Origin of the sequence: Streptomyces sp. BBFR2 (genome assembly GCF_044497305.1) — a bacterium.
Lineage (GTDB): Bacteria > Actinomycetota > Actinomycetes > Streptomycetales > Streptomycetaceae > Streptomyces.
Genome location: NZ_CP172415.1, coordinates 6,106,314 through 6,127,997 on the forward strand (window position 1 = coordinate 6,106,314; position 21,684 = coordinate 6,127,997).

A 21,684-nucleotide genomic window follows, 5' to 3' on the forward strand; every position below is an offset into this window, starting at 1 on the left:
GTCCTGGGTGAGCGCAGGCGGGTCGGGGGCGGGGCGCGGAGCACTCTTCTGCTGGTCATCGAGGCAACTCCTGTTCAGGAAGGAAGCTGGCGGTCCGGCTCACCGTGTCCGCGGTTCGGGGGCCTGTGGCGGGTGTACTGCAGGGGCGGCGCCCCCGGCGCCGGGGGTCGGGGAGACCTTGGCCTTGGCCGCTGCCGGTGAGGGGGAGAGGGCGGCACTTCGGGAGTCAGGGGGCGGCGCAGAGCGCGCCCGAGTCGTAACCCGGGCCTGCTGCGCGGAATTGATACGGCCCAACGCAACGTCGTATTCGATGAGTTCCGATTGGGCTGCACTGACGAGTTCGGCGGCGACGCCGAATTGGTCGGCGACCCGGTACACGCTGTCGTCGAGATCGTTGATCTGCTCGCCTGCCGCTTCCAGTGCCTCCCGGGCGCGTTCCAGCGCGCCGTGTTCGGGATGCAGGAGGTGGTCGACCGCGTGTCGAAGGTCCTCACCGTTCTCGGCGGACCTGATCTGGTCGGTGATGCGGAGGAGCTCCGCCCCGGCGGTGTACGGCCCGAGCGGAAGCGCAGGGGTGGCCGTCCGAGTGGCGTCGAGTCGGTGGTCGAGGTCGACGTCGTAGCGGGCGGCGTGGAGCATTTCGGCTGCGTGGGTGGCGATGGCCACGCGTTCAGCGGCGGGTGTGGTGGTGGGGAGACGGTGGCGTCGGCCGTACCAGTCCTCGATCTGCTGGAACCCGGCGTGCGTGAGGAGCGTGGCGGAGACGTCGTCATCGGCGCCCTTCGCCGTGACGCTGCCGCTGGGCTCGGCGGTGATGGTGATGGAGAGGCGGGGCACGTGGCTCTCCTGCGTGAGGTGTTCGGGGCGAGGGCTGGTGCCCGGCTGAGGTGGGTACCAGCAGGTCAGAAGTAGGGGTTTTCGGTCGGCCGGTCTGCCGTGGTGGCGGCGTGGAGCAGCTCGGTGAGGTCGTCGGGTTCGGAGAAGCGCTGGTCGATCCACCACCCGGCGCGGGTGAGGGTGCGGGCGGTCTCCTCGATCTCGGCCCACTCCGTCTCGTCGGTCTCCCCTTCGAGGACGAGGGCGGTGTAGGCGGCGGTCAGGACCTGGTGACGGCAGCGCACGCCCCAGGCGACGGCTCGCTCGGTCCCCTCCAGCGGGGGCATCCGGTACTGCTGCGACCAGGCTTCGGACGCGGCCTGCTCTTCGGCCCGCTTGGCCTTCAGCCAGGCCGCCTTTTCCTGTTCGTCGTCTTCCTTGGAGGCCCGCCAGCAGTCGGTGCACTCCTGCTTGGCGAGCCATTCGGCGAAGCCCGCGCGGCGGTCGGCCGCCCGGTCGGACAGGTCGCGCTCGGCCGAGTGGCCGCAGGAGTGGGCGATCTGCCAGATGGTCTTCACGGCCATGGGAACTGCTCCTTACGGAAGGGTCAGCGGTTGCGGGAGAAGGCGATGCGCGGGTCGACCGGCCCTCCGGACACAGCGGAGACGGCGGGGGCAGGAATCGGTGGCTTGCCCGGGATGCCGGTGCGGGCCGGGCTGGCGGCGAGCGCGGCAGCGCCGAGAGGGGATGCGCGGGCGGTGGATTCCTGACCGCGCTCGTGGCGGGCCGCGGGCGCAGGGAAGTGGCGCGCTGATACGTCCCGGGCGAGGAGAGGCTGTACGGCTACACGGAGACCGGACCGGTGCATCGACACCGTGGCGCTGGCGACCTTCCCCAGTGCCTCGCCACGGTCGGTGGCGGGCAGCGTGTAGATGTCCAGCTCCGGGGCATGCCGCCAGCCGTGCTCTTCCAGGAGGCGCCGGCCGCCGAACGCGGAGGAGTGGTCGCCGGTGGCCGCGACGATGCCGAGCTGCGGATGCTCGGCGAACACGACGTCGGGCTCCGCCCGCAGGGCCCGGCCACGGGCGAAGGCCGCGCCGGAGTCCAGGGCGGGGTCGAACGCCGCGTCCGCGTCGACCTGGTAGCCGGCCTTACGCAGCAACGCCACGGCCCGGGTGGTACGGGCCTGCCCGTCGTGCTGCTGGTCATCCAGGGCGTACAGCGTCGGGTGGTCCGGGACGGGGTGGAAGTCGAGCCGTTCCAGCATCCAGGTGCCGGCGGCGAGTTGTTTCGGGTTCGTGGCGACGATGCCGTGGTCGGGATGGTGGCCGACTGCGATGTCGAGCAGCGGCTCTTGAGCGGGGGTGGGCATGGCAGATCCATCCGGTGCAGGCTCGGGGAAGGGGGGCGGAGGCCGAGGCGGATCTGCTGGTGAGGGGCATGGCGCGCTCCGAGGTGGGGTGCGGTCGACGACCGGGGCGGGTAGAGGTGGCGGTGTTCCACGAGGATGCGGTGATCGGCGGGTTTGGCCTTGCCGGAAGTCGGTGCTAGAGCGTCAGCGGGTGCGACGCGGGGCAGCCGGAGGCGCCGTAGGCGGCGCCGGAGGGATTGTGGGCGACACCGGGCGGGTGCCGGTCGTGGATCGTGCACGGGCTGCCTGGGCACGGTCGGGTGGCGCGGAGCGATCTTGATCGGCCCGGGTCACCAGGTAGTCGGCCGCCTGAGCCAGCGCCGCGCCTTGGTACGACAATTCGTCGGCGTAGTGCCACCCTTCGCCGTTGCGGATCTTCCGAGCTTCGTCGCCGTAGAGTCCCCGCGAGCCGGGCTGTGAGGCGTCCATGAGGGCCATGACCTGCTCCCACTCCTCATGGAGCCGACCCGCCCGTTCCAGCGTGGTGTCGATGCCGCGCAGTCGGCGGAGGCCGTTACTGATCGGCCCCTCGGCGTAGTCGGCGTCCCGGGCGGCGGCGCGGACACCGGCCAGGACCTCGGGGCCGTGGTCGAGGAAGACCTCGACGTGTTTCCATGCTTCGGCGTCGCGTGCGACCTTGCCGGCCTCGTAGCCCTTCTCATCGATGGGCCAGCCCACGTCGTCGCAGAAGGAGTCCGAGACCGCGTCCCAGGCATCGGATGCTCGCCGGATGCCCGCAGCGGCGGCGGCCAGCGCAGGAACGTGATGCCGCCATGCCAAGGGGTCTGAAGCCGTCTCCATCTGCTCCTCACGGAACCCGGGCGACGACGAGGAGGAATTGATCATGGTTCTCACTTTTCGGCGTTGCTGCTCACCAGGAACGGGCGGTGAGTGGTGACGGGGAGGGCCTGGACTAGGCGGCCATGCGGGCGTCGGTGTCGAACAGTTCGCGTTCGGCCGGGTGCAGGAGGTGCTGGGTGATGAAGGACCGGCCTGCGACTTTCCACAGGCCCCGGCCCTTGGTGAGGGCGGACACGGCCTGGGTCTCGACGCCCGTCAGGCCGAGCAGTGAGGCTGCGGCGGTGAGCTGGTCGGGTTCCTGGCGGTAGATGATCCGGGTGGAGCAGTCGGCCAGGAGGCCCTCGGCCAGTACCCGGCCGCGGGAGCCGGCGTCGCCTGCGCTGAGCAGGTCGGAGAGGCGGTGGATGATCATCAGGTTGGCGATGCCGAGACCGCGGCTGAGCTTCCACTGTGACTGCATGCGTTCCAGCAGGCCGACGTGACGCATCACGCGCCAGGTTTCGTCGTAGATCACCCAGCGGCGTCCGCCGTCGGGGTCGGCGAGGGCGCTTTCCATCCATGCGGAGGCGCAGGTCATGGCGAGGACCAGGGCGGTGTCGTCGCCGGAGCCGCCGAGGCGGGAGAGGTCGATGGACAGCATCGGGGTGGTCGGGTCGAACGACACCGTCGATGGGGCGTCGAACATCCCGCTCAGGTCGCCGTGGACCAGGCGGCGCAGGGCGTGTGCGAGGTCCTGCGCTGCGGCTCCCATGTGTCCGGCATGGTTGCCGAGGGCGCGGTCGAGGCGCTCGGGTGAGCCGAGGGTGTGCGCGATGTCGCCGAGCAGCGGCACCGTGCCGCCGGCCTCGGCTTCGGTGACGACGAGGTCGAGGGCGAGGTCCAGCGCGGTGTGTTCCATCGGCTGGAGATCGCGCTTGAGGACGGTGCGCGCCAGGCCGGCCAGGAGCAGCAGACGCCGCTTGCGGACCTCGGCCGACCAGTCCTCCTCGCTCACCGAGGCGGGCCGGGCCGGTGCGTTCAGGGGGTTCAACCGGCCCGGGAGTCCCGGGCCCAGGGCGATGCTGTGGCCGCCGAGGGCTTGTGCGACGGCGGTCCATTCGCCCTTGGGGTCGCAGGGGACGTAGATCCGGTAGCCGTGGGCGATGGCCCGGGTGGCGATGGACTTGGCGAGCGCGGACTTGCCCATGCCGATGATCCCGGCCAGGACAGCGTTCGGATTGGTGAAGCCCTCGATCCGCCCGCTGTTGTACAGCGAGAACGGGTCGTAGCAGAACGCGGCCTCGGCGTGGACGTCCCTGCCGATGAAGATGCCGTCCGCGCCCAGGCCGCCCTCGGCGAGGAACGGGTAGGCCCCGGACACGGTGGCGGTGGTCATCCGGTGGGCGGGCAGGCGGAGCTTGCCGCCGCGGGCGGAGGAAGGGCCGGGGCGCCCGGACGGCGGGTACGTCGGACGAAGTTCCGGATCTCGGGTTTGTTCGGCGCGGTGGCGGGGCGGGGCTCCGGCGAGACGGGCCTGACGGCGGGCCTCGGCGAAACCGGTACGGGCGGCACGCTGCTGGGCGCGGGAGGCCCTGCGGGGGACGAACAAGTGTGAGGCGCTGGCGCGAGGGCGGGGCATGAGCGTTCTCCAGAAAGCGGGCGGTTCAGCGGCGGATGAGGCCGGTGAACGGGGAGTGAAGGTCGGCCGGGGTGGTGCGGCGGCGCACCAGGTGCGCGGTGCGCTGGTGGCGCTGGCAGATGGTCAGCTCGGGTGCCCCCTCGGGCAGCCCGGCCTGGCACGCCTCGGGTGCGGGTACTGCGCCGGAGTCCGGCCGGGGCGCCGCGTGGTAGGCGGCGTGGACGTGGTCGGCGGCCTGCCAGATGCGGGAGCGGGCGGTCCGGAGCTGGTCGCCTTCGGCCGGGATGAGCTGCCCGGTGCGGGTGACGTGGGCGTCGAGCACGGCGTGCAGCGCGACGAGGTGGGCGTGCAGGGCGTCCAGCTCGTCGCGGGTGGTGACGAGGGGCCCGGCCGGGATGTTGAGGGCGCGGTGGAAGTCGAGCGCGGCGGTCGCGAAAGGCACAAAGTCTTGCGCGGACGGGCTGATGGTGCGGGACATGAAGTGCTCTCTCGGAGGCGGTGGGGCCGGGGTCAGGCGGCGAGGGCGAGCGGCATGGCGGCGGCAGTGAACGCTTCGGCCTGCTGCCAGGTGAGCGGCCTCAGATCGATCTGCGCGCCGACGGCCGCCGTCTCCACGACCGCGCACGCGGAACGCAGTTCCTCCTCGGAGTCGGCCGAGACGGTCAGCAGACCGGTCAGCGCGACATCCGCGTGGCCCGAGATGAGCTGCCGCTCCCGGGACTTGATGTCCTGGTACTCGACCGAATCCGCCTCGGAATCGACCTGGCCGCGCCGGGCCCGCTCGGCGGCGTCGGCGATCACACTGGCCTTCTTGCGCTGCACATCGCGCAGGGCGGCGTCCAGGTCCTTCGGCTCGTACGACAGCGACAGTGTCCGCCGGACCCCGGCGGTGAACAGGACCTGGTGGAGGAAGCCCGCCGACGTCTCGGTCCGGGGCCAGTTCTCCACCCAGTACGTGGCGTGGACGGCCGAGTCGGTCGCGATGTGGTCCGCCTTCTCCACGACCACGACGGGACCGGCAGCAGCAGGATCCGCCTCGGGACGCCCGGCAGGGGACCAACGGTCCAGCGCGGACAGGGCCTTGGGGTCGTACGCGGTGCGCACGACGGCCGCGATCTCGGCGGCGGTGAGCCAGCCGGTCGGGTTGAGCCCGGCGGTGCGCGCGGCCTGGTCGAACGTCGACGTCAACTGCGCCAGCACGCTGAAGCTGCCGGTCAGGCCGCCGCCGGCCTGGTTGATCAGACGCCGCGCGGCCTTGGTGTCCAGCGAGATCGCGACGTACGCCTCGTGGGGAGCTGCGGCAGGTCCCGCGCTCTGGATCAGCTCACCGTAGAGCGCCCCTGCTACCGGGGCGTCGGGGTGGCCGTTCTCCTCCCAGTACCGGCGCAGCGCGTCACCGGAGTCCGGGACGGTGCGCTCGATCACCTGGATCCGGGCGATCTGGCCGGTGCGGGCGAGCGCGGCCAGCGCGCGTCCCCAGCCGTTGACGTTGGTGTTCTGCGTCGCCGGGTCGAGCAGCGCGTAGGCGCGGGAGGACACCTTGACGACGGCGGTCAGCGTGCCGGTGTGCGGGTGGTGGACCGCGCCGTACCGGCCGTCGGGGGCGGTGATCACCCGCAGGCTGGCCGCGGTCCCGGGCAGGTGAAGAAGCCCTTCGCGGACCGGGCGGCGGGAGGGCCGGGTGAGCCAGACCAGATGCCCTCGCATCCGGCGAAGGGCGTAACGGGCGACGATCGGCGCCCACTCGGCCAGGGCCCGGCCGCGGTAGCGGAAGAAGACGAACAGCGCGGTGGCGGCCCACAGCGGGATGACCTGGAGAGCGCCGGTCACGCCGCGCGTGAGGATCACGGCGAACAGGAGGAGACCAACGACGCCCACGGTGATCAGTTGCGGGGCGGTCAGGCCGAGCAGGATGCCGCGCCTGCTGCGGTGGGGGAACTTCACGGTGGCCGTGACGGCTTCGGCCGGGGGCTTGTCAGACATGGCGATTCCAAGGTGGGGAGCGTGCGGAGACGGGGGAGTGGGACGTTCTTCTGGAGGGCCCGGCGGACTCCGTATCCGGTGGTCGGCTGAGGGAGGGGCGGGCTGCGGGGCACAGCCCGCCCCTGTTGTGGTGGTCAGGCGCCCGGAGGCGGCTGCTTGGGGAACACCCAGTTCGTCGGCGTCGGCGAACCGGCCGCCGACGGACCAGCGGAAGCCGGCGGCGGCCCGGCAGGTGACGCCGCACCCACCCGGGTCATGCCGCCGACCGGAGCCGAGGCACCGGCGGGAATACCGGAGGTGTCGGCGGGGCCTGCGCCGGAGACTCCCGCGTCGGCTTCGCCGGGCCGCGTGATCAGTGCAGGGATTCCGGGGCGCTGGATGCGCGCCCGTCCCTTATCGCCGGAGGCGTTCGGATCTTCGCCGTACCGGAAACTGGTCCGGGCCTTGGGCACACCGGCGTCGATCCCCTCCTTGCTGAGGCTCCCGCCCGACGGGCTGATCCCGGAGGCGACCCCGTCGGCACCCGTGCCGGGGACCTGGTTCGGCCCCTGCGGAGAAGGTGCTCCGACCCCGGCCTGCACGGCCAGGGTGCCCGCGGTCTTCGCAGCTCCGGCGGCAACCGCCAGGCCGGCGACTCCGGTGCGGTGCAGATCGTCCTGGCCGCCGCCGTCGCTCGCCCAGTGGACGAACTTGTAGGTCGCGTACGGGCACAACAGCACCAAGACCATCACGACAAGGCCCGCCATCGCGTCGGACAGGGCGCTCATGCCGTCGTGCGTGTCGGAGGCGCCCATGGCGGAGACGCCGATCAAGAAGACCACGGTCATCAGGAGTTTCGAGACCACCAAGGTGGCGGTGGCCTCGATCCAGCCGCGCCGCCAACGTTTGGCGACGTCCCAGCCACCGCCGGCACCGGCGAAGACGGCGAGCGCCACCATGACCAGCACGCCGACCTTGCGGGCGACCATCACGCCCCAGTACAGGAAGGCGCCGAGCGCGCAGCCGAAGGCGATCAGGGTGGGAACGCCCCACCCGAAGCCGAACATCGCCCCCAAGGCGTTGACCTTGATCACGCGGCGGATCGCGTCGTCGACAGAGGTGTTGGCGGCGTGGAACAAGCCGTCGGACAGGGCGTCGACCACGGTGACGGCAACCGAGGTGAAGGCGATGGCGCAGAAGGAGAACAGGACACCGGTCATCGTGCCGATCGCGGCCTGGGCGAGGGCGCGTTCGTCCCGTCGCCAGGCCGCGAGCATCAGCTGGATGCAGAACGTGCCGACGGTCAGGGCAAGCCCGATGGGCAGCAGCAGCGCGTAGTTGTCCCGGAACCACCCGGCACCGAGGTCGATGGCGGTGGTCTGGTTGACGGCCTTGCTGGCGAGATCTGAGGCGGTGGCCGCCAACTCGCCCGCCGACTTCGCGATCCACGCTCCGATGCCGTCGGTGACGGTCCCGGCAGGGTTGGTGGCGAAGTCGACGGCGCCGCACACCGAGTCCATCAGCGGGAGGTCGCAGACTCCCATGGCAATACCTCCTTTCCGGAGGAGAGGTCAGGGCGCGACGGACGGCATGACGCCGGCCAGCGCGCAGGGATGGTTCGGTCGGCACTGGACCGCGAGGGTCGTGAAGCGGCTCTCCGCGCCGGCGGCGGGCGAGCCCTTCCAGGCGATCGACTGCTTTCCGGAGACCGTGACGGCGTAGACGGACGTACGAGTGATCGCTCCGGGGTCTGCCTTCAGGGCCTTGGTGAAGGCGTCCGGGAAGTGGCCCTCGTGCACCGTGGCCGTGGCGAACTGCCTGTTGGCGGCCATTTCCTTCCACAGCACAGGCGAAGGGACGATCGCGTCGACGGACGCCCGGTCGGCGTACTTGGACTCCGGCGTCAGCCACCCGCGCAGCGCGGACACCAGCTCACGCCGGGAGTACGCCCGGGTGTCGTAGGACCACAGAGCCGCCGCGGCGGCCTTGCCGAACACGACCGGGTCACGGGTGGTCGGTGGGGCCGGGAGGGACTTGGGGTGTGTCCCGGGCGAGGAGGCCGTGGACGGCGAGGTGGTCGGAGCGGCTGAACTCGCATGTGCTGCCGCATCATTGGACTGGCTCCGGCCGTCGCGGGTGAGATATGCGGTCAGTCCGGCGAGGGTGACGAGCACCACCAGGACGACGCTGCCGAGCAGCGCCCGGCGGCGCACGCGAGATGCGCCGCCGGGGCCCCCGCTGCGGGAGGCAGAGGCGAGGGAACGTTTCGTCATGGTCAGTGGACCTGCGTTCCCAGCCCGCTGAAGAACGCGACCGTCCCGTTCGCGGCGCCCAGCAACAGCGCACAGCCCGCGCTGACCAGGACGCCCTTCTTGCCGTTGGCCTCGGCCTGGTGACCACCGGAATGGTGGCCCCAGGCCCAGACGCCTGCGCTGACGACGAGCGCCCCGACCACCGCGATGATCGCGAAGAGGGAGACGGAGCCCATCACTTGCTTGAGGACCGGCAGGCCGGGCAACCCGCCGCTGTTCGGCTTGATTCCGGGGTCGTAGGCAAGCTGGATGAGTGTGTCGGCGAGAACCACGACAAGAACTCCAGTTCGAATATGGGCACGCTGAAGCCCGAAGGGGCGAAGCGGCGGTGAAAGAGGAGAGAGGGAGGGGGAAAGCGCCGGTCAGAGGACTCGGCGGGCCGCGAGGATCTGCGGCTTCCAGGACGCGAGGGTCGCGATGCGGACCACGTCGCCGGTGTGCGGGGCGTTGACGATCAGACCCCGGCCGATGAACATGCCGACGTGCTCGGGGACCGCGGCCGTCCCCTCGGTGAAGAGAAGATCACCAGGCTCAAGAGCATCGGCCGAGACCGACGTGCCCTCCTTGACCTGCGTATACGTCGTCCGCGTGAGGGACACCCCGGCGGCCTTGTACGCCTGCTGCATCAACGAGGAACAGTCGCAACGACCCATGGGATCGACGCCGTGGGAATCGGTACAACGACCGCCCCACTGATACGGCGTGCCGAGCTGACCGAGCGCCCAGCGGATCGCCGTCCGCGCCTTCTGCGGAGCATCCGCCGGAATCTTGTATCCGGCCGGCACCGCGCCGGGCGGGATCTTCCCGAAGCCGGTCCCGTCCCCGCCGGCCGCACAGCCGCCCGCGCCACCGGGCGCGGCGCTGTTCACGGCGTCCGAGCCGGACGGTGAAGGACTCGGTGCCGAGTCGCCCCTCGGCAGCAGGGGTGCGATCGCCTTCTGCAGCGCGGTGGCCAACGGCTCCCACTTCGCGTACGCGCCGGGAAAACCGGACCGCTGCACCGCCTGCGCGGCCTGGGCCACGGAGAGCGACTCCCAGCCCGACACCTTCTTCAGCCCCGCGTAGAACTTCGCCGACGCGTGCACCGGGTCGAGAATCTGGCTAGCCGTCCCCCAGCCCTGCGACGGGCGCTGCTGAAACAGACCCAGGCTGTCGCGGTCGCCGTACGACAGATTCCGAAGACCGCTCTCCTGTAGCGCGGTGGCCAGGGCCACGATCTGCCCGCGGGCCGGGATGCCCATCGCGACCCCGGTGGCCTGGATGGTCTTGGCGTTCGGCACCTGCTCGGACGGACGGCCCAGTCCAGGAACGGAGACCGCCCCCTTACCGCCGCCGGCCAGGATCGCCTTCACCTGAGCGGCAACGGCCGAAGCATCAACACCCTGCGAGCTACTGGTCGGGCAGGCGGCGGAGGCGCTCCCGGCGCCGATAGCGAGGATCGGGACGGCCAGCAGCAAGGGTGCGGTGGCGCAGAGCCCGACCGTGGCTCCGACGGTCTTCTTCATCGCCGCCGCCGTTCACCAAGGCGACCGCTCCGAATGGAGAACGGCGCCGGGCCAGGGCGTGGGCGTATCAGGGCATGCTGCATCGCAGCGGCTCCTTGAGTTCGTAGGAGGCGCGGCGCCGACTTCTCGTGCAAAGCCGTCGGCACCGCGCCGATGTGAATCCGCCTCTCAGGACGGGCCCAGGTCAGAGGAGTTGGTAGCTCCCGGACGCCGGTATCAGGTCACGCGCGGCAGCCAGCCGCGCTCGTAATCTCAGTCGATACACAAGGTGCTCCTCACGGAGTCGATAACGAGAGGGCATGCTGTCCGAGCCGCGCATGAGGCGCAAAAGTCCTGGTCAGCACAGGTCAGCAGGGTGAGCGGGGCTCCTTCCCGGTGACGAGGCGAGACAGTAGAACGGAATTCCGGCCGCACCAAACGACCTCCACGGCCAGCCCTGGAGCACGGCACGGTTCGTTAGGCGCGGCTGGGAATCGCGGCTAACCTCCGGCGCACCTCGCTCGACGCGACCGCCGTTGAGCGCCGTCCGGAGAGCGGAGGTTCAGTCCCTCCGCGCCCTGAAAGAGGCCCCCGCATGAGCTACACGCTGCACCGAGGCGACGCCCTCACCGTGCTGAAGAACCTGCCCGACGAGAGCGTCAACGCCGTCATCACCGACCCGCCCTACAACTCCGGCGGACGCACCAGCTCGGACCGCACCGGCCGCACCGCACGCGCCAAGTACGTCACCAGCAACAGCGCGCACGACCTGGAGAACTTCCCCGGAGAAAACCGCGACCAGCGCAGCTACCGAAGCTGGCTGACCGCCCTGCTCACCGAGGCGTACCGGGCGTCCACCGAGCACGCGGTCGCCGTCGTCTTCTCGGACTGGCGCCAGGAGCCGACCACCTCCGACGCCCTGCAGATGGCGGGCTGGACCTGGAGTGGCACCATCCCGTGGATCAAGCCCGCCAGCCGGCCCCGCAAGGGTGGCTTCAAGCAGTCGGCCGAGTTCATCACCTGGGGCGTCAAGGGCACCCTCGACCGGGACCGCGACCTCTACCTGCCCGGCGACTTCACCGCCTCCCAGCCCCGCAAGGGTCGAGTTCACATCACCCAGAAGCCCGTCGAGGTCATGCAGCAGCTCGTCCAGATCTGCCCCGAAGGTGGCACCGTCCTCGACCCCTTCACCGGCAGCGGCACCACAGGCATCGCCGCCCTACGCGAAGGCCGCAAGTTCGTAGGCATCGAACTGTCGTCGCACTACGCCGACATCGCCGAGCGAAGGCTCCAGGAGGAACTGACCCAGGACGACTTCGCCTTGGCGGGACCGGAGCAGTGAACGTGAGAACCATCAGACCGGAACTCGCGAACCTCAGATGGAAAGAGGGCGGCTGGTGCATCGTGAATCCGATACACCAGCCGCCCTTCCGCCTGTCAGGCCGCCTGGAACGCCATGCGGATCAACGGCTCCGCCTTCTCCAGATCGCCTGCCGACGTGATCCGCACCTCCACGTCCCCCGTCCCGTGATGCCCCACGCCGCGCATATCGCGCGTGAAGCCCTCCTCCCAATCGATCCTGTCCGGGTCAAGGGAGAGATACAGCAAGATCACCTCGTGCTTCGGTCGGAAGACCACCGAGGCGAGGTTCGTCATGCGCCGGTAGGCGATGTAGTACCGAAGAGGCACCACCTCGACCTCACCCCACGCGGTGAGGCCCTCGTCCAACTCGGCGTACAGGGCCTGCAAGGAGGAAGGCGCGGTGACCGGGGTCGCCTGGAACGACGATCTGCTGCTGACACCGTCGTCGGGGCCGGGCAGATCCGGCGCTCGACGGTGCTGCCGCTTCGGACCGGGATGCGGAACTCCTGGGGAGGAGTCGACCAGCATCAGGCTAAGCAGCCCGCCGTCGAAGACCCGGTAGCGGATCAGATCGATTCGCTCGCGCAGCCGCTGCACCGCGACCCGGTCGTGGTGGGAGAAGCTCGCCGCGATACAGACCATCCGCGCGTTGCGCCAATCGACCGACTCCGCGACCTCTTCACCCAACCTCTCCTTGACCAGCGCCTCGAACTCGTGGTGCGCCGAGTCCAGCCACGACAGATACGAAACGGCCTGAGACAGGACACCGCTCTCGGCGCCCTTTTTGTACTCGATCACCACGGGAGAGTTGTTCTCATCGAGTCCGAGCGTATCGATCCGCCCCCGATGCCAAGGCCCCGTCACGTACTCCGAGGCCAGGAACCGGATCCCCAGCATTTCCTCCATCCCGGCCTCGATCCGACGTTGAAGCTCAACTTCCAACGCCACCGCCGAACCCCGAAGCTCCACGTCACGGCCAGCAGCATCCTGCCGAAACAGCATCAGGTCGGTCACCAGGCCCCCTCCACGATCGGTACGAGGGGGTAATCGAAATGGGCGTGGGAGTATTCCGCCAAGGAAACCCATGGTCGCGGGAACTGCACCTGCTGCTCGACGGGCCAGCTCAGTCCCCACAGCTTGCGGCACGACGTGTTCAGCAGGGCTGGTCGCCGGCATTGGGCTCGCCGAGTACGCGCAGCTCGTTTGCGGTGCGACTACACCGCGCGATGCGAAGCCCAGGGCGCACCGTGAACTTGGCAGGGCAATGCCTCTCCTTCCGGTGCATCGTGGCGATTCCGAGGAGGTAGGGGACAGATGTCGCGAAACGCCTGGGAGCCCGACAGCCATGCGCCTCAGCATGCTGCCGGGCCGGAGTAGCGGCCGGAGAATCGGGAGTACACCAGAGTCACGCGCACCACGCGTGCGTCGTGCCTGTTGGTCACACTCGCCGATAGAGGCACTGGAGCATGGAAGGGTATTGACGCAGTGCGTTCACAGCTCCTATCGATAACACAGATATGGCCCGCTTCGTGGCCGAGGTACTGGTAGGTGCACGTACCAGTAGAGTGACCTCTGCCGCGGTTCTGCTCGGCAGTCGTGGCGCAGTTTCAGCGCCACGCCGGTCCCAAGAGCACGACCGGAGGTTTGCTGCAAAATCCTTCTGGTCCGTGCTGCTGCATCCGCCCCTGATCTGCGGTTTTACTGTGGGATCGCCCCTTGGAGGGGTACCAACGCGAGCGCCGGGTGCGTCAGCGGATCCCCGGGGGCGGCCCTCATCGCCCCTTGGAGGGGTACCAACTGATGCACAGGCCGGTCTCTGCTGGTGCCGAACCGGGCCCTCATCGCCCCTTGGAGGGGTACCAACTGTACGGAGCGACGCCCCTCACGGACGACACCTCCACGCCCTCATCGCCCCTTGGAGGGGTACCAACGCGGCGATGAGGGCGCCGGTCGGGGTGTGCGCGTGCCCTCATCGCCCCTTGGAGGGGTACCAACTATCGTCCGGAGCCCCCCCCGGAGATCACCACGACGACGCCCTCATCGCCCCTTGGAGGGGTACCAACACGAGATGGACGACCCGTACGAATTCGACGGCAGGCGCCCTCATCGCCCCTTGGAGGGGTACCAACGGGCCGCTGGAGGGCGTCCCCACGATGCCGGGGGCTCCGGCCCTCATCGTCCCTTGGAGGGGTACCAACTCGGCGACGAGCCCTCCCGGCACCTCGCCCAGGACGAGCCCTCATCGCCCCTTGGAGGGGTACCAACATGGCGTCGGGGACGCTCAGCAGATCGCGCAGCTCGGGCCCTCATCGCCCCTTGGGGGGTACCAACGTGAAACGCTCCAGCGCCAACCCGCAGTACAGCGTGGGTCCTCATCGCCCCTTGGAGGGGTACCAACACGGGGCCGCGCTCGTCACGGCGTTCACCACCGACGTCCTCATTGCCCCTTGGATGGGTTCCAACATGGTGAGGCGTTGCCGGGGAAACCGGCGTGTGCGGTTCGTCCCCATCGTCCCTTAGGAGGGTCACCAATGCGAGATGGCCCCACGTGATGTGCCGGCCGTCGTGCCGCCCTCATCGTCCCTTGGAGGGGCTAACGGTGGGCCTGGACAGCGCTGAGGCTCTTGCTGCGTGTCGTTGCCACCTTTGAGTGGGTAGCTGCGTTGTTCTCTGTGTGTGGACTCTCGGCAGGAACGTTCCCGCTGCGCGGCGTTCGACTAAGAGTCTCCGTATCCGACGCGCAGGCGGTCGCGGGCGCTCCTCCATGGTGGCAGGTAGCACTGACAAGTGGATGCCGATTTGTGATGGCCGAGGTGAATCTCAGTCGGATGGGCTGTGTCTGATGGTGGCGTTCGTCAGGAGCACACGGTCCTTGGCTCGTCGCATCGCGATGCCCCTGGGACTGATGTCATTGCAGGTGCAGACGTTCGGAAGGTGCAATTTTTCAAAACCTCCTTCTACCAGTCATGTTGGCTGATTTTTGGGGATGTGGCGGCGGGGAGTCCCGATGCTTTCGTGAGTGGCGTTACGCACTGCTGGGCGGTATTCGAAGTCGGCTTGGGTATCGGGATTTTTTTGTGGAGGAACGGATGAGGTTGCGGGTGGAGGTGATGACGGCCGCGCCGGAGTTGCCGTGGGTGAGTGTGTTGGCACCAGGTAGAGGGCTCGTCTACGACCTTCTGGGGCGGGCGGCTCCCGGGCTGGGAGCGCGCCTACACGCGGAGGGATGGGGCCGACACGGCATGGCGCCGTTTGGACACGGAGCCCCTCTGTTTCCCGCGGCGCGTCGCCGCCGCGGGCGGTATGCGGCCGGTGGTCGTGGGGTGCTTGAGTTCGGCAGCCCGCTGCCGGAGGTAGTGGAGGCACTGGGGACGGGCCTGGCCGGCCGCGAGTTGCTGGACTGGGGTGGGGTGGCTTTGCGGCTGACGGGGATGCGGGCGGTGGAGCCGCCTGAGTTCGGGGCAGGGCGAGTGCGGTGGCGCACCGCGACACCAGTGGTGATGAAGGGCTCGGGCCGGGACGCGACGGGCGCGATGGGCCCGCGGGAGGCATGGTTGCTGCCTGGAGAGCCGGAGTGGCCCGCGTACATGCAGGGGAACCTTCGTCGCAAGGCCGAGACCCTGGGCCTTGATGCCGGGGTGGAGCTGGAGTCCGTGAGTTGGGTCGGGCCGAAGCGGTCATTCGCTGTGGGGAGCGGGTTGAAGCCTGGGGCCGCGGTTGAGGTGGAGCTGTCCGGCCCGCCGGAGACATTGCGCGCGCTGTGGAGCTGGGGCCTGGGCCAGGCGAATTCCGCTGGCTTCGGATGGGTGAAGGCATGACGCCCCCGATTGGGGAGGCCGACCGTCAGTGGCAGCTCGTGCTGACCCCTCATCCTCTGCAGCGGGTTGGGGCGTATGCGCTCGCGGCCCTGGCAGGGGAGCGGGATCCGGAGCTGCTGGGCCCGGGGGGTTTTGAGCGTGCGGTCGAGGAGCTGGTCGGGAACGCGGTGCAGGCGTCGGTGCGGGAGAGCAAGGCGGTGGACGGGTTCTGGCAGAAGATGAGCCTGTCGTTCTTCCCCAACTCCCCGATGAACCATCCGGGCCGACGTAAAGGGAAGACCGATGACGGACGTCCGAAGTCAGATGCGGATGTGCGGGAAGCGGTCCGGGCCTGGCTGACCGAACCTGAAGCGGCGCTCGGCGAGGGAGTCGGCTGTGCGTTGTGTGGGCGGGAGGCTTGCGGGTTCTACGGTAAGCGCGACGTGGTGCTGGCCGAGAGTGAGGCATACCGGAACACAACGCCACGCGGCCATGAGGGATTGGCGCTGTGCTGGCCGTGTCTGGCGTCCTTCTACGCATTGCCGTATGGGTGCCAGCTGACGGGGGGCTCGTCGGTGGCCCTGCACAGTTGGAATGAGCCTTTCCTCGCCCAGGTCGTGACACGGCAAGTGGGCCGCAATCGTCGCCTCGCGGTCAGCGGGGATGAGTCGAAACGGCAGACCGAAAGCCGTGAGCTGGTGGCAATGCGGGCGTTGCGCGCTTACAGCGAGCGGTTCACCGCAGGGGTGGATCTGCTGATCTTCAACAACAACAACCGCGGCCAGCTACTGGAGAGCCACAGCGTTTCCCAGCCGTTGGCGGAGTGGCTGCGTCGCACGAGTCGGCTGCAGGACCTGCGCCGCGCCTTCACCGTCCTGGTACGAGCCCATCGGACAACGAATGTGTCCGGGGCGGTGGGACTGGCGCGCAATGCGTTCCGTGCACCGACTCGCATTCTCTCCACCGGGACACGGGGCCTGACGTCTCTGATGGAGGCGCCGGATCCCGACGTAGTAGCGGCGGCCGAGGTGGCTGGTCTGCTGGTGACTTTCGCACATGAGGTGATGCAGGTGAACGAGAAAGACCTGGCCGAGATCCGGGCCACCGGACACAAGCTCGCCGGCCTCTGGGCCGAGGAGAAGAGCATCGCTCCGCTCAAGGAGCTTCGACGCCTGCTCCGGACCCCGGGGAAGTTGCGAGGTTGGTTGACGAAGCAGAGCGTGGCGTGGGCCGCCGACCCTGGACTCTTCGCCGAGGGGCCGTTGATCAGTGTGCGGGCCCATGTGTTGCTGTTCGACGTCGAGCAGGAAAACCGGGGCTGGCTGCACCGAGATCTGCTGCTGATCAGCGTGCTGGAAGAGCTGGCCCGGAGGGGCTGGACACCGGATGACGATGCGGAACCGGATGAGGTCTTGGCCGAATTGGACGAGGCCGACCGCAAGTTCATCAACAACGAGGATGAGGAGGAGGGCCAGTGAGCTTTCTGGTGGGAAAGATCGTGCAGGATGTCGTGGCCGGTGCCCCGAACAACGGCGAAGGTGAAGACAACGTCGGCAAGGTCAAGGCGCTGCGGGTCGGCCGCGACACCTACCCCTACGTCTCCGCGCAGGCGTTCCGTCGCTGGCTGCGCGATTGCCTGCCCGCGGGCGAACCACGCTCCGCGGTGACCCGTTCGGGTAAGGGACAGAACCAGCAGGCATACACCGCAGGCCGCCCGGACCAGTTCTTGGACGATGACCTGTTCGGCTACATGGTGGCGGTCAAGAAGGAGAGCTTCCAGCGGGATACGGTCCTGGCCACCGGCACGCTGGTATCCGTGGTGCCGCAGCGGCCGACGTCGGACTTCGGCACGATGAGCCGTGACTTCCCGGCGGGGGAACACCCGGTCATTCACCAGCACGAGCTGTACTCTTCGGCCCTGGCCGGCGACATCTTGCTGGATCTGCCGCGGGCCGGGGTGTTCGAGACCGACGGCAGCGGACTACGGGTCGCCCTGAGCCCGACGGCCGCCAAGGAAGCGGCCGCTGCCGGAGCGGATCAGGTGACCTTCCGCGGAACTGCGGCACTACGACTGCCGATTGCAGAGCGTCGGCGCCGAGTGGGACTGCTGCTGCGGACGATGGCGGTGCTGCGGGGAGGAGCGAAGCAGGCTCTGCACTATGGGGACCGAACGGCGGCCATGGTTGTCTTGGCTCCGCTCAAGGGCGGAGTGAACCCCTTCACTCGCGTTCTCGGGCAGCGGGATGGCAAGCCGGAGTTCTCCACGGACGTGCTCCGCGAAGAACTCCATGCGTGGGCCGACGAGCTCGACGGTGCGATCAGGATTGGTTGGGCCCCAGGATTCCTGGGGGACCAACGCGAGCGGGTGCGCCGTGAACTGGAGGACCTCATCGAGGCCGGCCAGGTCGTACTCGACCACCCGCGCCGCATCCTCACCGGTCTGGCCAAGGAGATCGAAGACGGTACCCACGACAGCTGGTTCGAGGACTCGCAGTCATGACGCCACACACCCTCCGGGGGGAACGGGAGGCGCTGGAGGTGACCGTCACCGCTCCGGTCGTCTCCTTCCGCAACCCTCTCTATACCGGTGTGCAGGTCACGCTTCCCTGCCCGGCCCCGACGACGGTGGGGGGCATGCTCGCCGCCGCTGCCGGAGGCTGGAGTGAGGTCGACCCGAACATGGTCTTCGCCATGACCTTCCACGCCCGCGGTCAGGGCACCGATCTGGAGACCTACCACCCTCTGGACGCGTCCGGGAAGGCGACGACTCCGGCACCTCGCCAGCGGGAGTTCCTCGCCGATGCCACCTTGCGGCTGTGGCTCTTCGACGACCTGGATCTGTGGCGAGCTCGGCTGCGCAGACCGCGCTGGCCACTGAGGCTGGGCCGAAGTCAGGACCTCGTAGGTCTCCGCCTACGACAGGTTCCCGTCCTCAGCGAGCCCGGATTCCAAGGCTCAGCCCTCATCCCCGATGGACTTGAGGACGCGCTCGGAACACGTTTGCGACTGCCCGCCGCTGTAAGCGTCGATCGCGGACGTACGCGATGGGGCTCTTTCCGCTTCGATGCCACCGGCCGCGCGCACGCCCACCTACCCGGAAGCTGGTCAACTCCACAGGGCCAAGGTCTGGTCCCTCTGGGCTCACCGCACCCGGTGACGCTCGACGTTTCTCAGCCCACCTGAACGCCCCTTCGCGCGAAAGGCGCTCTCGCGTTGGATCCCCTCACCGAGTTCCTGGCGAAGAGCGCCAGGGCGAACCGTCCGGCGGAACTTCTCACCAGCCACCTATCCGACACCCTCTCCGCCGCAGGCGAGCTGCGGCGGAGAGTGGGCCGCCTGGAGGTCGCCGAGACCATCGTGGGAGGGAAGTTCTGGGCCGCTACGGCCCTGGCCGCCCTCGCACACGACGCCGGGAAACTCCCCGACGGATTCCAGGACATGCTCCGCGGCAGGACCCGCATCTGGGGTGAACGCCACGAAGTCCTCTCCCTCGGCTTCCTTCCGCACTTGGTCAACGATCCGGACCTGCTGCTGTGGGTGGCCAGCGCCGTCGCTACCCACCACCGGCCACTGACAGGCGAAGCCGGCCGCGACCTGCAGACCCTCTACGGACTCAGTGATGTAGAGGAAATCCGCGACCGCTTCACCCCCATCCCCGAGACCGGCGCCACCGCTCTGCTGGACTGGCTACGCGCCACGGCGGCCGCCGCGGGCCTCCCCATCCACGCTCCAACCGCCCCTTCCGGCTTGATCCTGCCGACCCTGCTGACGACGACCCACGAGATGCTGGGGCAGCTTCTCGACCATTGGTCGCTCCGCTCCGCAGACCCGGACGAAGGACTGACCGCCGTCCTCCTCCAAGGCGCGGTCACCCTGGCCGACCACCTCTCCTCCGCCCACCAGCAACTGGCCACCACACAACCACTGGACGCCTCGACCCGATCCCGCATCGACAAGCACCTGGCCCAGCGCGGCGCCACGGCCCGGCCCCACCAGATCGCTGCCGGCGACGTAGTAGGGCACCTGCTGTTGCGGGCCCCCACCGGCAGCGGAAAGACCGAGGCCGCCCTCCTCTGGGCCGCCACCCAAGTCGCCCACCTGGCCGATCACACAGGCGGCGTCCCCCGCGTCTTCTACACGTTGCCCTACCTGGCCTCCATCAACGCCATGACCACCCGCCTCCAAGGACTCCTGGACAACGAACGGGCGGTCGGCGTGGCCCACTCCCGTGCCGCCTCCTACCACCTCGCCCGCGCCATCGCCCCCGAAGACGGCCAAGACAGTGACCCCGACGGCACTCCCTGCCGAGCCGACGCCGCAGCCAAAGCCGTCTCCCGCGCCGCAGCGACCAAGCTCTTCCAGGAAACCCTCCGCGTCGGCACGCCCTACCAACTGCTGCGCGCCGCCCTGGCCGGCCCCGCCCACTCCGGCATCCTCGTCGACGCCACCAACTCCGTGTTCATCCTCGACGAACTGCACGCCTACGACGCCCAACGCCTCGGCTACATCCTGGCCAGCGCCCGCCTGTGGGAACGCCTCGGCGGCAGGATCGCCGTACTCTCCGCCACCCTGCCCAAGGCACTGGCCACACTCTTCACACAGACCCTGGCCCACAGCACTACCGAGGTACACAGTCCTGACCTGGGACTACCACCACGCCACCGGCTCACCACCCGCGACTACCACCTGACCGACCCCCAGGCCACAACCGAAATCCGTCGCCGCTTGGCCAACGGCGACAGCGTTCTCGTCGTCGCCAACAACGTCGCCCACGCCCTGGAGCTCTACGACACCCTCGCCCCCGCAGCCCACGCACACCATGGCCCCCGATCCGCGTTGTTGCTGCACTCCCGTTTCAAACGCAGGGACCGCTCCGCCATCGAGAAGGACATCACCGAGCGCTTCGGCACCCGCGGACCACGGCAACCGGGCCTGCTCGTGGCCACGCAGGTGGTGGAGGTCAGCCTCGATGTGGACTTCGACGTCCTGTTCACCGCCGCGGCCCCACTCGAAGCCCTCCTGCAGCGCTTCGGCCGCATCAACCGCATCGCATCGCGACCACCGGCCGACGTCATCGTCCACGCACCGGCATGGACCACCCATCGAGGATCCAACGGTCACTTCGCAGATGGTATTTACCCTCGCGAGCCGGTCGAAGCCGGATGGGACATCCTTACCGAACAGGATGGCCGCATTGTCGACGAAGCCGACGCGACTCAATGGCTCGACACCATCTACACCAGCGCCTGGGGGGCTCAGTGGCGCACCGAGGTCCTTGAGCACCGCGATGCCTTCGAGCGAGCCTTCCTCCGATTCGACTACCCCTATGACGACCGGGATCACTTGACCGAGCAGTTCGACAAGCTCTTCGACGGCACCGAAGCGATCCTCGCCACCGACCTGGACGCCTATGAAGCAGCTCTCCAGCAGGCTCCCGAACCTGCTGCGGGCCGCCTTCTCGCCGATGAATACCTCATCCCCATGCCGCACTGGACAGGGCGCCTGGCCACCTACGAAAGACGCCTCAACGTCCGGATCATCGACGGAGAATACGCCACTGACCGGGGACTGACCAGCGTCAACAGGATGCCCCAGCAGACGTACCAGCCGGGCGAGGTCCTGTGATCACCACGCAGGACGTCGGAGGCGTCCACATCAAATACCTCTACCACTGCCGCCGCCAACTGTGGCTCTACCTCCGAGGTATCCGTCCCGAACACCTTAGCGCGACCGTCCAACTCGGCGAAGCCGTTCACGACACCTCGTACAACCGCAACAGCCCCGTCGACCTCGGCGCCGCGCGCCTCGACTTCCTTGACGGCCACCACTGGGTCCACGAAGTCAAATCATCTACCCGCCCCACCGCGGCCGACGCAGCCCAAGGCCGGCACTACTGCCACCGACTGCACCACCTGGGCATCGACGTCAAAGGCGCCGTCCTGCACTACCCCAAGACCCGACGAACGCAACGCCACCTCTACACACCCGAGGCCGCGCAACTGGCCGAAGCCGACATCGCCGACGTACTCACCGTCGCGGCAGCCGCCACCTCACCAGACTGCCTGGCCCGCAGCCGGTGCCACGGATGCAGCTTCACCGACTACTGCTGGACGGAATGACC

General features: G+C 68.9%; 19 protein-coding genes and 1 CRISPR repeat array. Of the genes, 7 read left to right on the forward strand and 12 right to left on the reverse strand.

The window, feature by feature from the left end; translation table 11 throughout:
• Nucleotides 1–99 precede the first annotated feature (99 nt).
• The 11 genes from ACGH2B_RS25050 to ACGH2B_RS25100 form a co-directional block, all read right to left on the reverse strand.
• A complete protein-coding gene (locus tag ACGH2B_RS25050; RefSeq protein ID WP_399094142.1) occupies nucleotides 100–837 on the reverse strand; it encodes a hypothetical protein in 738 nt (245 codons plus the stop codon).
• Between the two features lie 65 nt (nucleotides 838–902).
• The gene (locus ACGH2B_RS25055; protein ID WP_399094145.1) at nucleotides 903–1,400 is read right to left on the reverse strand and encodes a hypothetical protein; all 498 of its coding nucleotides are present in this window, start codon (nucleotides 1,398–1,400) and stop codon (nucleotides 903–905) included.
• A gap of 23 nt (nucleotides 1,401–1,423) precedes the next feature.
• On the reverse strand, nucleotides 1,424–2,188 hold the full coding sequence (locus tag ACGH2B_RS25060; protein WP_399094148.1) for a hypothetical protein: 765 nt from the start codon (nucleotides 2,186–2,188) through the stop codon (nucleotides 1,424–1,426).
• Between the two features lie 183 nt (nucleotides 2,189–2,371).
• Nucleotides 2,372–3,028 (reverse strand): hypothetical protein, encoded by a 657-nt coding sequence (locus tag ACGH2B_RS25065; RefSeq protein WP_399097304.1) that lies wholly within the window; start codon nucleotides 3,026–3,028, stop codon nucleotides 2,372–2,374.
• Nucleotides 3,029–3,140: 112 nt separating this feature from the next.
• On the reverse strand, nucleotides 3,141–4,646 hold the full coding sequence (locus ACGH2B_RS25070) for an ATP-binding protein (protein ID WP_399094151.1): 1,506 nt from the start codon (nucleotides 4,644–4,646) through the stop codon (nucleotides 3,141–3,143).
• Nucleotides 4,647–4,671: 25 nt separating this feature from the next.
• Entirely contained in the window at nucleotides 4,672–5,124 is a 453-nt protein-coding gene (locus tag ACGH2B_RS25075; RefSeq protein ID WP_399094154.1) for a DUF6238 family protein, read from the reverse strand.
• 32 nt (nucleotides 5,125–5,156) lie between these two features.
• The gene (locus tag ACGH2B_RS25080) at nucleotides 5,157–6,629 is read right to left on the reverse strand and encodes an SCO6880 family protein (RefSeq protein ID WP_399094157.1); all 1,473 of its coding nucleotides are present in this window, start codon (nucleotides 6,627–6,629) and stop codon (nucleotides 5,157–5,159) included.
• A gap of 134 nt (nucleotides 6,630–6,763) precedes the next feature.
• A complete protein-coding gene (locus tag ACGH2B_RS25085; protein ID WP_399094160.1) occupies nucleotides 6,764–8,152 on the reverse strand; it encodes an ATP-binding protein in 1,389 nt (462 codons plus the stop codon).
• Between the two features lie 27 nt (nucleotides 8,153–8,179).
• Nucleotides 8,180–8,881 carry a hypothetical protein gene (locus ACGH2B_RS25090; protein WP_399094163.1) on the reverse strand — a complete coding sequence of 234 codons (702 nt, stop codon included), beginning with the start codon at nucleotides 8,879–8,881 and terminating at the stop codon, nucleotides 8,180–8,182.
• A gap of 2 nt (nucleotides 8,882–8,883) precedes the next feature.
• Nucleotides 8,884–9,192, reverse strand: coding sequence for a DUF6112 family protein (locus tag ACGH2B_RS25095; RefSeq protein ID WP_399094166.1), 309 nt, complete (start codon nucleotides 9,190–9,192; stop codon nucleotides 8,884–8,886).
• A gap of 90 nt (nucleotides 9,193–9,282) precedes the next feature.
• Nucleotides 9,283–10,425 (reverse strand): C40 family peptidase, encoded by a 1,143-nt coding sequence (locus ACGH2B_RS25100; protein ID WP_399094169.1) that lies wholly within the window; start codon nucleotides 10,423–10,425, stop codon nucleotides 9,283–9,285.
• Between the two features lie 574 nt (nucleotides 10,426–10,999).
• Here ACGH2B_RS25100 and ACGH2B_RS25105 point away from each other — a divergent pair.
• Nucleotides 11,000–11,746 (forward strand): DNA-methyltransferase, encoded by a 747-nt coding sequence (locus tag ACGH2B_RS25105; RefSeq protein WP_399094172.1) that lies wholly within the window; start codon nucleotides 11,000–11,002, stop codon nucleotides 11,744–11,746.
• A 95-nt stretch (nucleotides 11,747–11,841) separates the two neighbouring features.
• Here the strand turns inward: ACGH2B_RS25105 and ACGH2B_RS25110 are convergent, their stop codons facing one another.
• Nucleotides 11,842–12,780 (reverse strand): DUF5655 domain-containing protein, encoded by a 939-nt coding sequence (locus tag ACGH2B_RS25110; RefSeq protein ID WP_399094175.1) that lies wholly within the window; start codon nucleotides 12,778–12,780, stop codon nucleotides 11,842–11,844.
• A 688-nt stretch (nucleotides 12,781–13,468) separates the two neighbouring features.
• A CRISPR array of direct repeats spans nucleotides 13,469–14,366; the repeat unit is 30 nt; unit sequence GCCCTCATCGCCCCTTGGAGGGGTACCAAC.
• A 723-nt stretch (nucleotides 14,367–15,089) separates the two neighbouring features.
• Here ACGH2B_RS25110 and ACGH2B_RS25115 point away from each other — a divergent pair.
• From ACGH2B_RS25115 to ACGH2B_RS25140, 6 genes are read left to right on the forward strand one after another with little or no spacing between them, the layout of a single operon-like run.
• On the forward strand, nucleotides 15,090–15,584 hold the full coding sequence (locus ACGH2B_RS25115; protein ID WP_399094178.1) for a CRISPR-associated endoribonuclease Cas6: 495 nt from the start codon (nucleotides 15,090–15,092) through the stop codon (nucleotides 15,582–15,584).
• Nucleotides 15,581–17,041, forward strand: a complete 1,461-nt coding sequence (locus ACGH2B_RS25120; protein WP_399094181.1) for a hypothetical protein — start codon at nucleotides 15,581–15,583, stop codon at nucleotides 17,039–17,041. The genes ACGH2B_RS25115 and ACGH2B_RS25120 overlap by 4 nt, the downstream gene beginning before the upstream one ends.
• Nucleotides 17,038–18,063 carry a type I-B CRISPR-associated protein Cas7/Cst2/DevR gene (gene cas7i / locus ACGH2B_RS25125; RefSeq protein ID WP_399094184.1) on the forward strand — a complete coding sequence of 342 codons (1,026 nt, stop codon included), beginning with the start codon at nucleotides 17,038–17,040 and terminating at the stop codon, nucleotides 18,061–18,063. Before ACGH2B_RS25120 ends, cas7i begins: the two co-directional genes overlap by 4 nt.
• A complete protein-coding gene (cas5, locus tag ACGH2B_RS25130) occupies nucleotides 18,060–18,746 on the forward strand; it encodes a CRISPR-associated protein Cas5 (protein WP_399094187.1) in 687 nt (228 codons plus the stop codon). The genes cas7i and cas5 overlap by 4 nt, the downstream gene beginning before the upstream one ends.
• 30 nt (nucleotides 18,747–18,776) lie before the next feature.
• Nucleotides 18,777–21,188, forward strand: a complete 2,412-nt coding sequence (gene cas3 / locus ACGH2B_RS25135) for a CRISPR-associated helicase Cas3' (RefSeq protein ID WP_399094190.1) — start codon at nucleotides 18,777–18,779, stop codon at nucleotides 21,186–21,188.
• Nucleotides 21,185–21,682, forward strand: a complete 498-nt coding sequence (locus ACGH2B_RS25140) for a CRISPR-associated protein Cas4 (protein WP_399094193.1) — start codon at nucleotides 21,185–21,187, stop codon at nucleotides 21,680–21,682. Before cas3 ends, ACGH2B_RS25140 begins: the two co-directional genes overlap by 4 nt.
• Nucleotides 21,683–21,684 lie beyond the last annotated feature (2 nt).

Coding starts and splice junctions, on each gene's coding strand:
- ACGH2B_RS25120 (WP_399094181.1), top strand. CDS start 15,581: ATGACGCCCCCGATTGGGGAGGCCGACCGTCAGTGGCAGCTCGTGCTG.
- ACGH2B_RS25085 (WP_399094160.1), bottom strand. CDS start 8,152: ATGGGAGTCTGCGACCTCCCGCTGATGGACTCGGTGTGCGGCGCCGTC.
- cas5 (WP_399094187.1), top strand. CDS start 18,060: ATGACGCCACACACCCTCCGGGGGGAACGGGAGGCGCTGGAGGTGACC.
- ACGH2B_RS25080 (WP_399094157.1), bottom strand. CDS start 6,629: ATGTCTGACAAGCCCCCGGCCGAAGCCGTCACGGCCACCGTGAAGTTC.
- ACGH2B_RS25100 (WP_399094169.1), bottom strand. CDS start 10,425: ATGAAGAAGACCGTCGGAGCCACGGTCGGGCTCTGCGCCACCGCACCC.
- ACGH2B_RS25105 (WP_399094172.1), top strand. CDS start 11,000: ATGAGCTACACGCTGCACCGAGGCGACGCCCTCACCGTGCTGAAGAAC.
- ACGH2B_RS25090 (WP_399094163.1), bottom strand. CDS start 8,881: ATGACGAAACGTTCCCTCGCCTCTGCCTCCCGCAGCGGGGGCCCCGGC.
- ACGH2B_RS25075 (WP_399094154.1), bottom strand. CDS start 5,124: ATGTCCCGCACCATCAGCCCGTCCGCGCAAGACTTTGTGCCTTTCGCG.
- ACGH2B_RS25060 (WP_399094148.1), bottom strand. CDS start 2,188: ATGCCCACCCCCGCTCAAGAGCCGCTGCTCGACATCGCAGTCGGCCAC.
- ACGH2B_RS25065 (WP_399097304.1), bottom strand. CDS start 3,028: ATGGAGACGGCTTCAGACCCCTTGGCATGGCGGCATCACGTTCCTGCG.
- ACGH2B_RS25070 (WP_399094151.1), bottom strand. CDS start 4,646: ATGCCCCGCCCTCGCGCCAGCGCCTCACACTTGTTCGTCCCCCGCAGG.
- ACGH2B_RS25055 (WP_399094145.1), bottom strand. CDS start 1,400: ATGGCCGTGAAGACCATCTGGCAGATCGCCCACTCCTGCGGCCACTCG.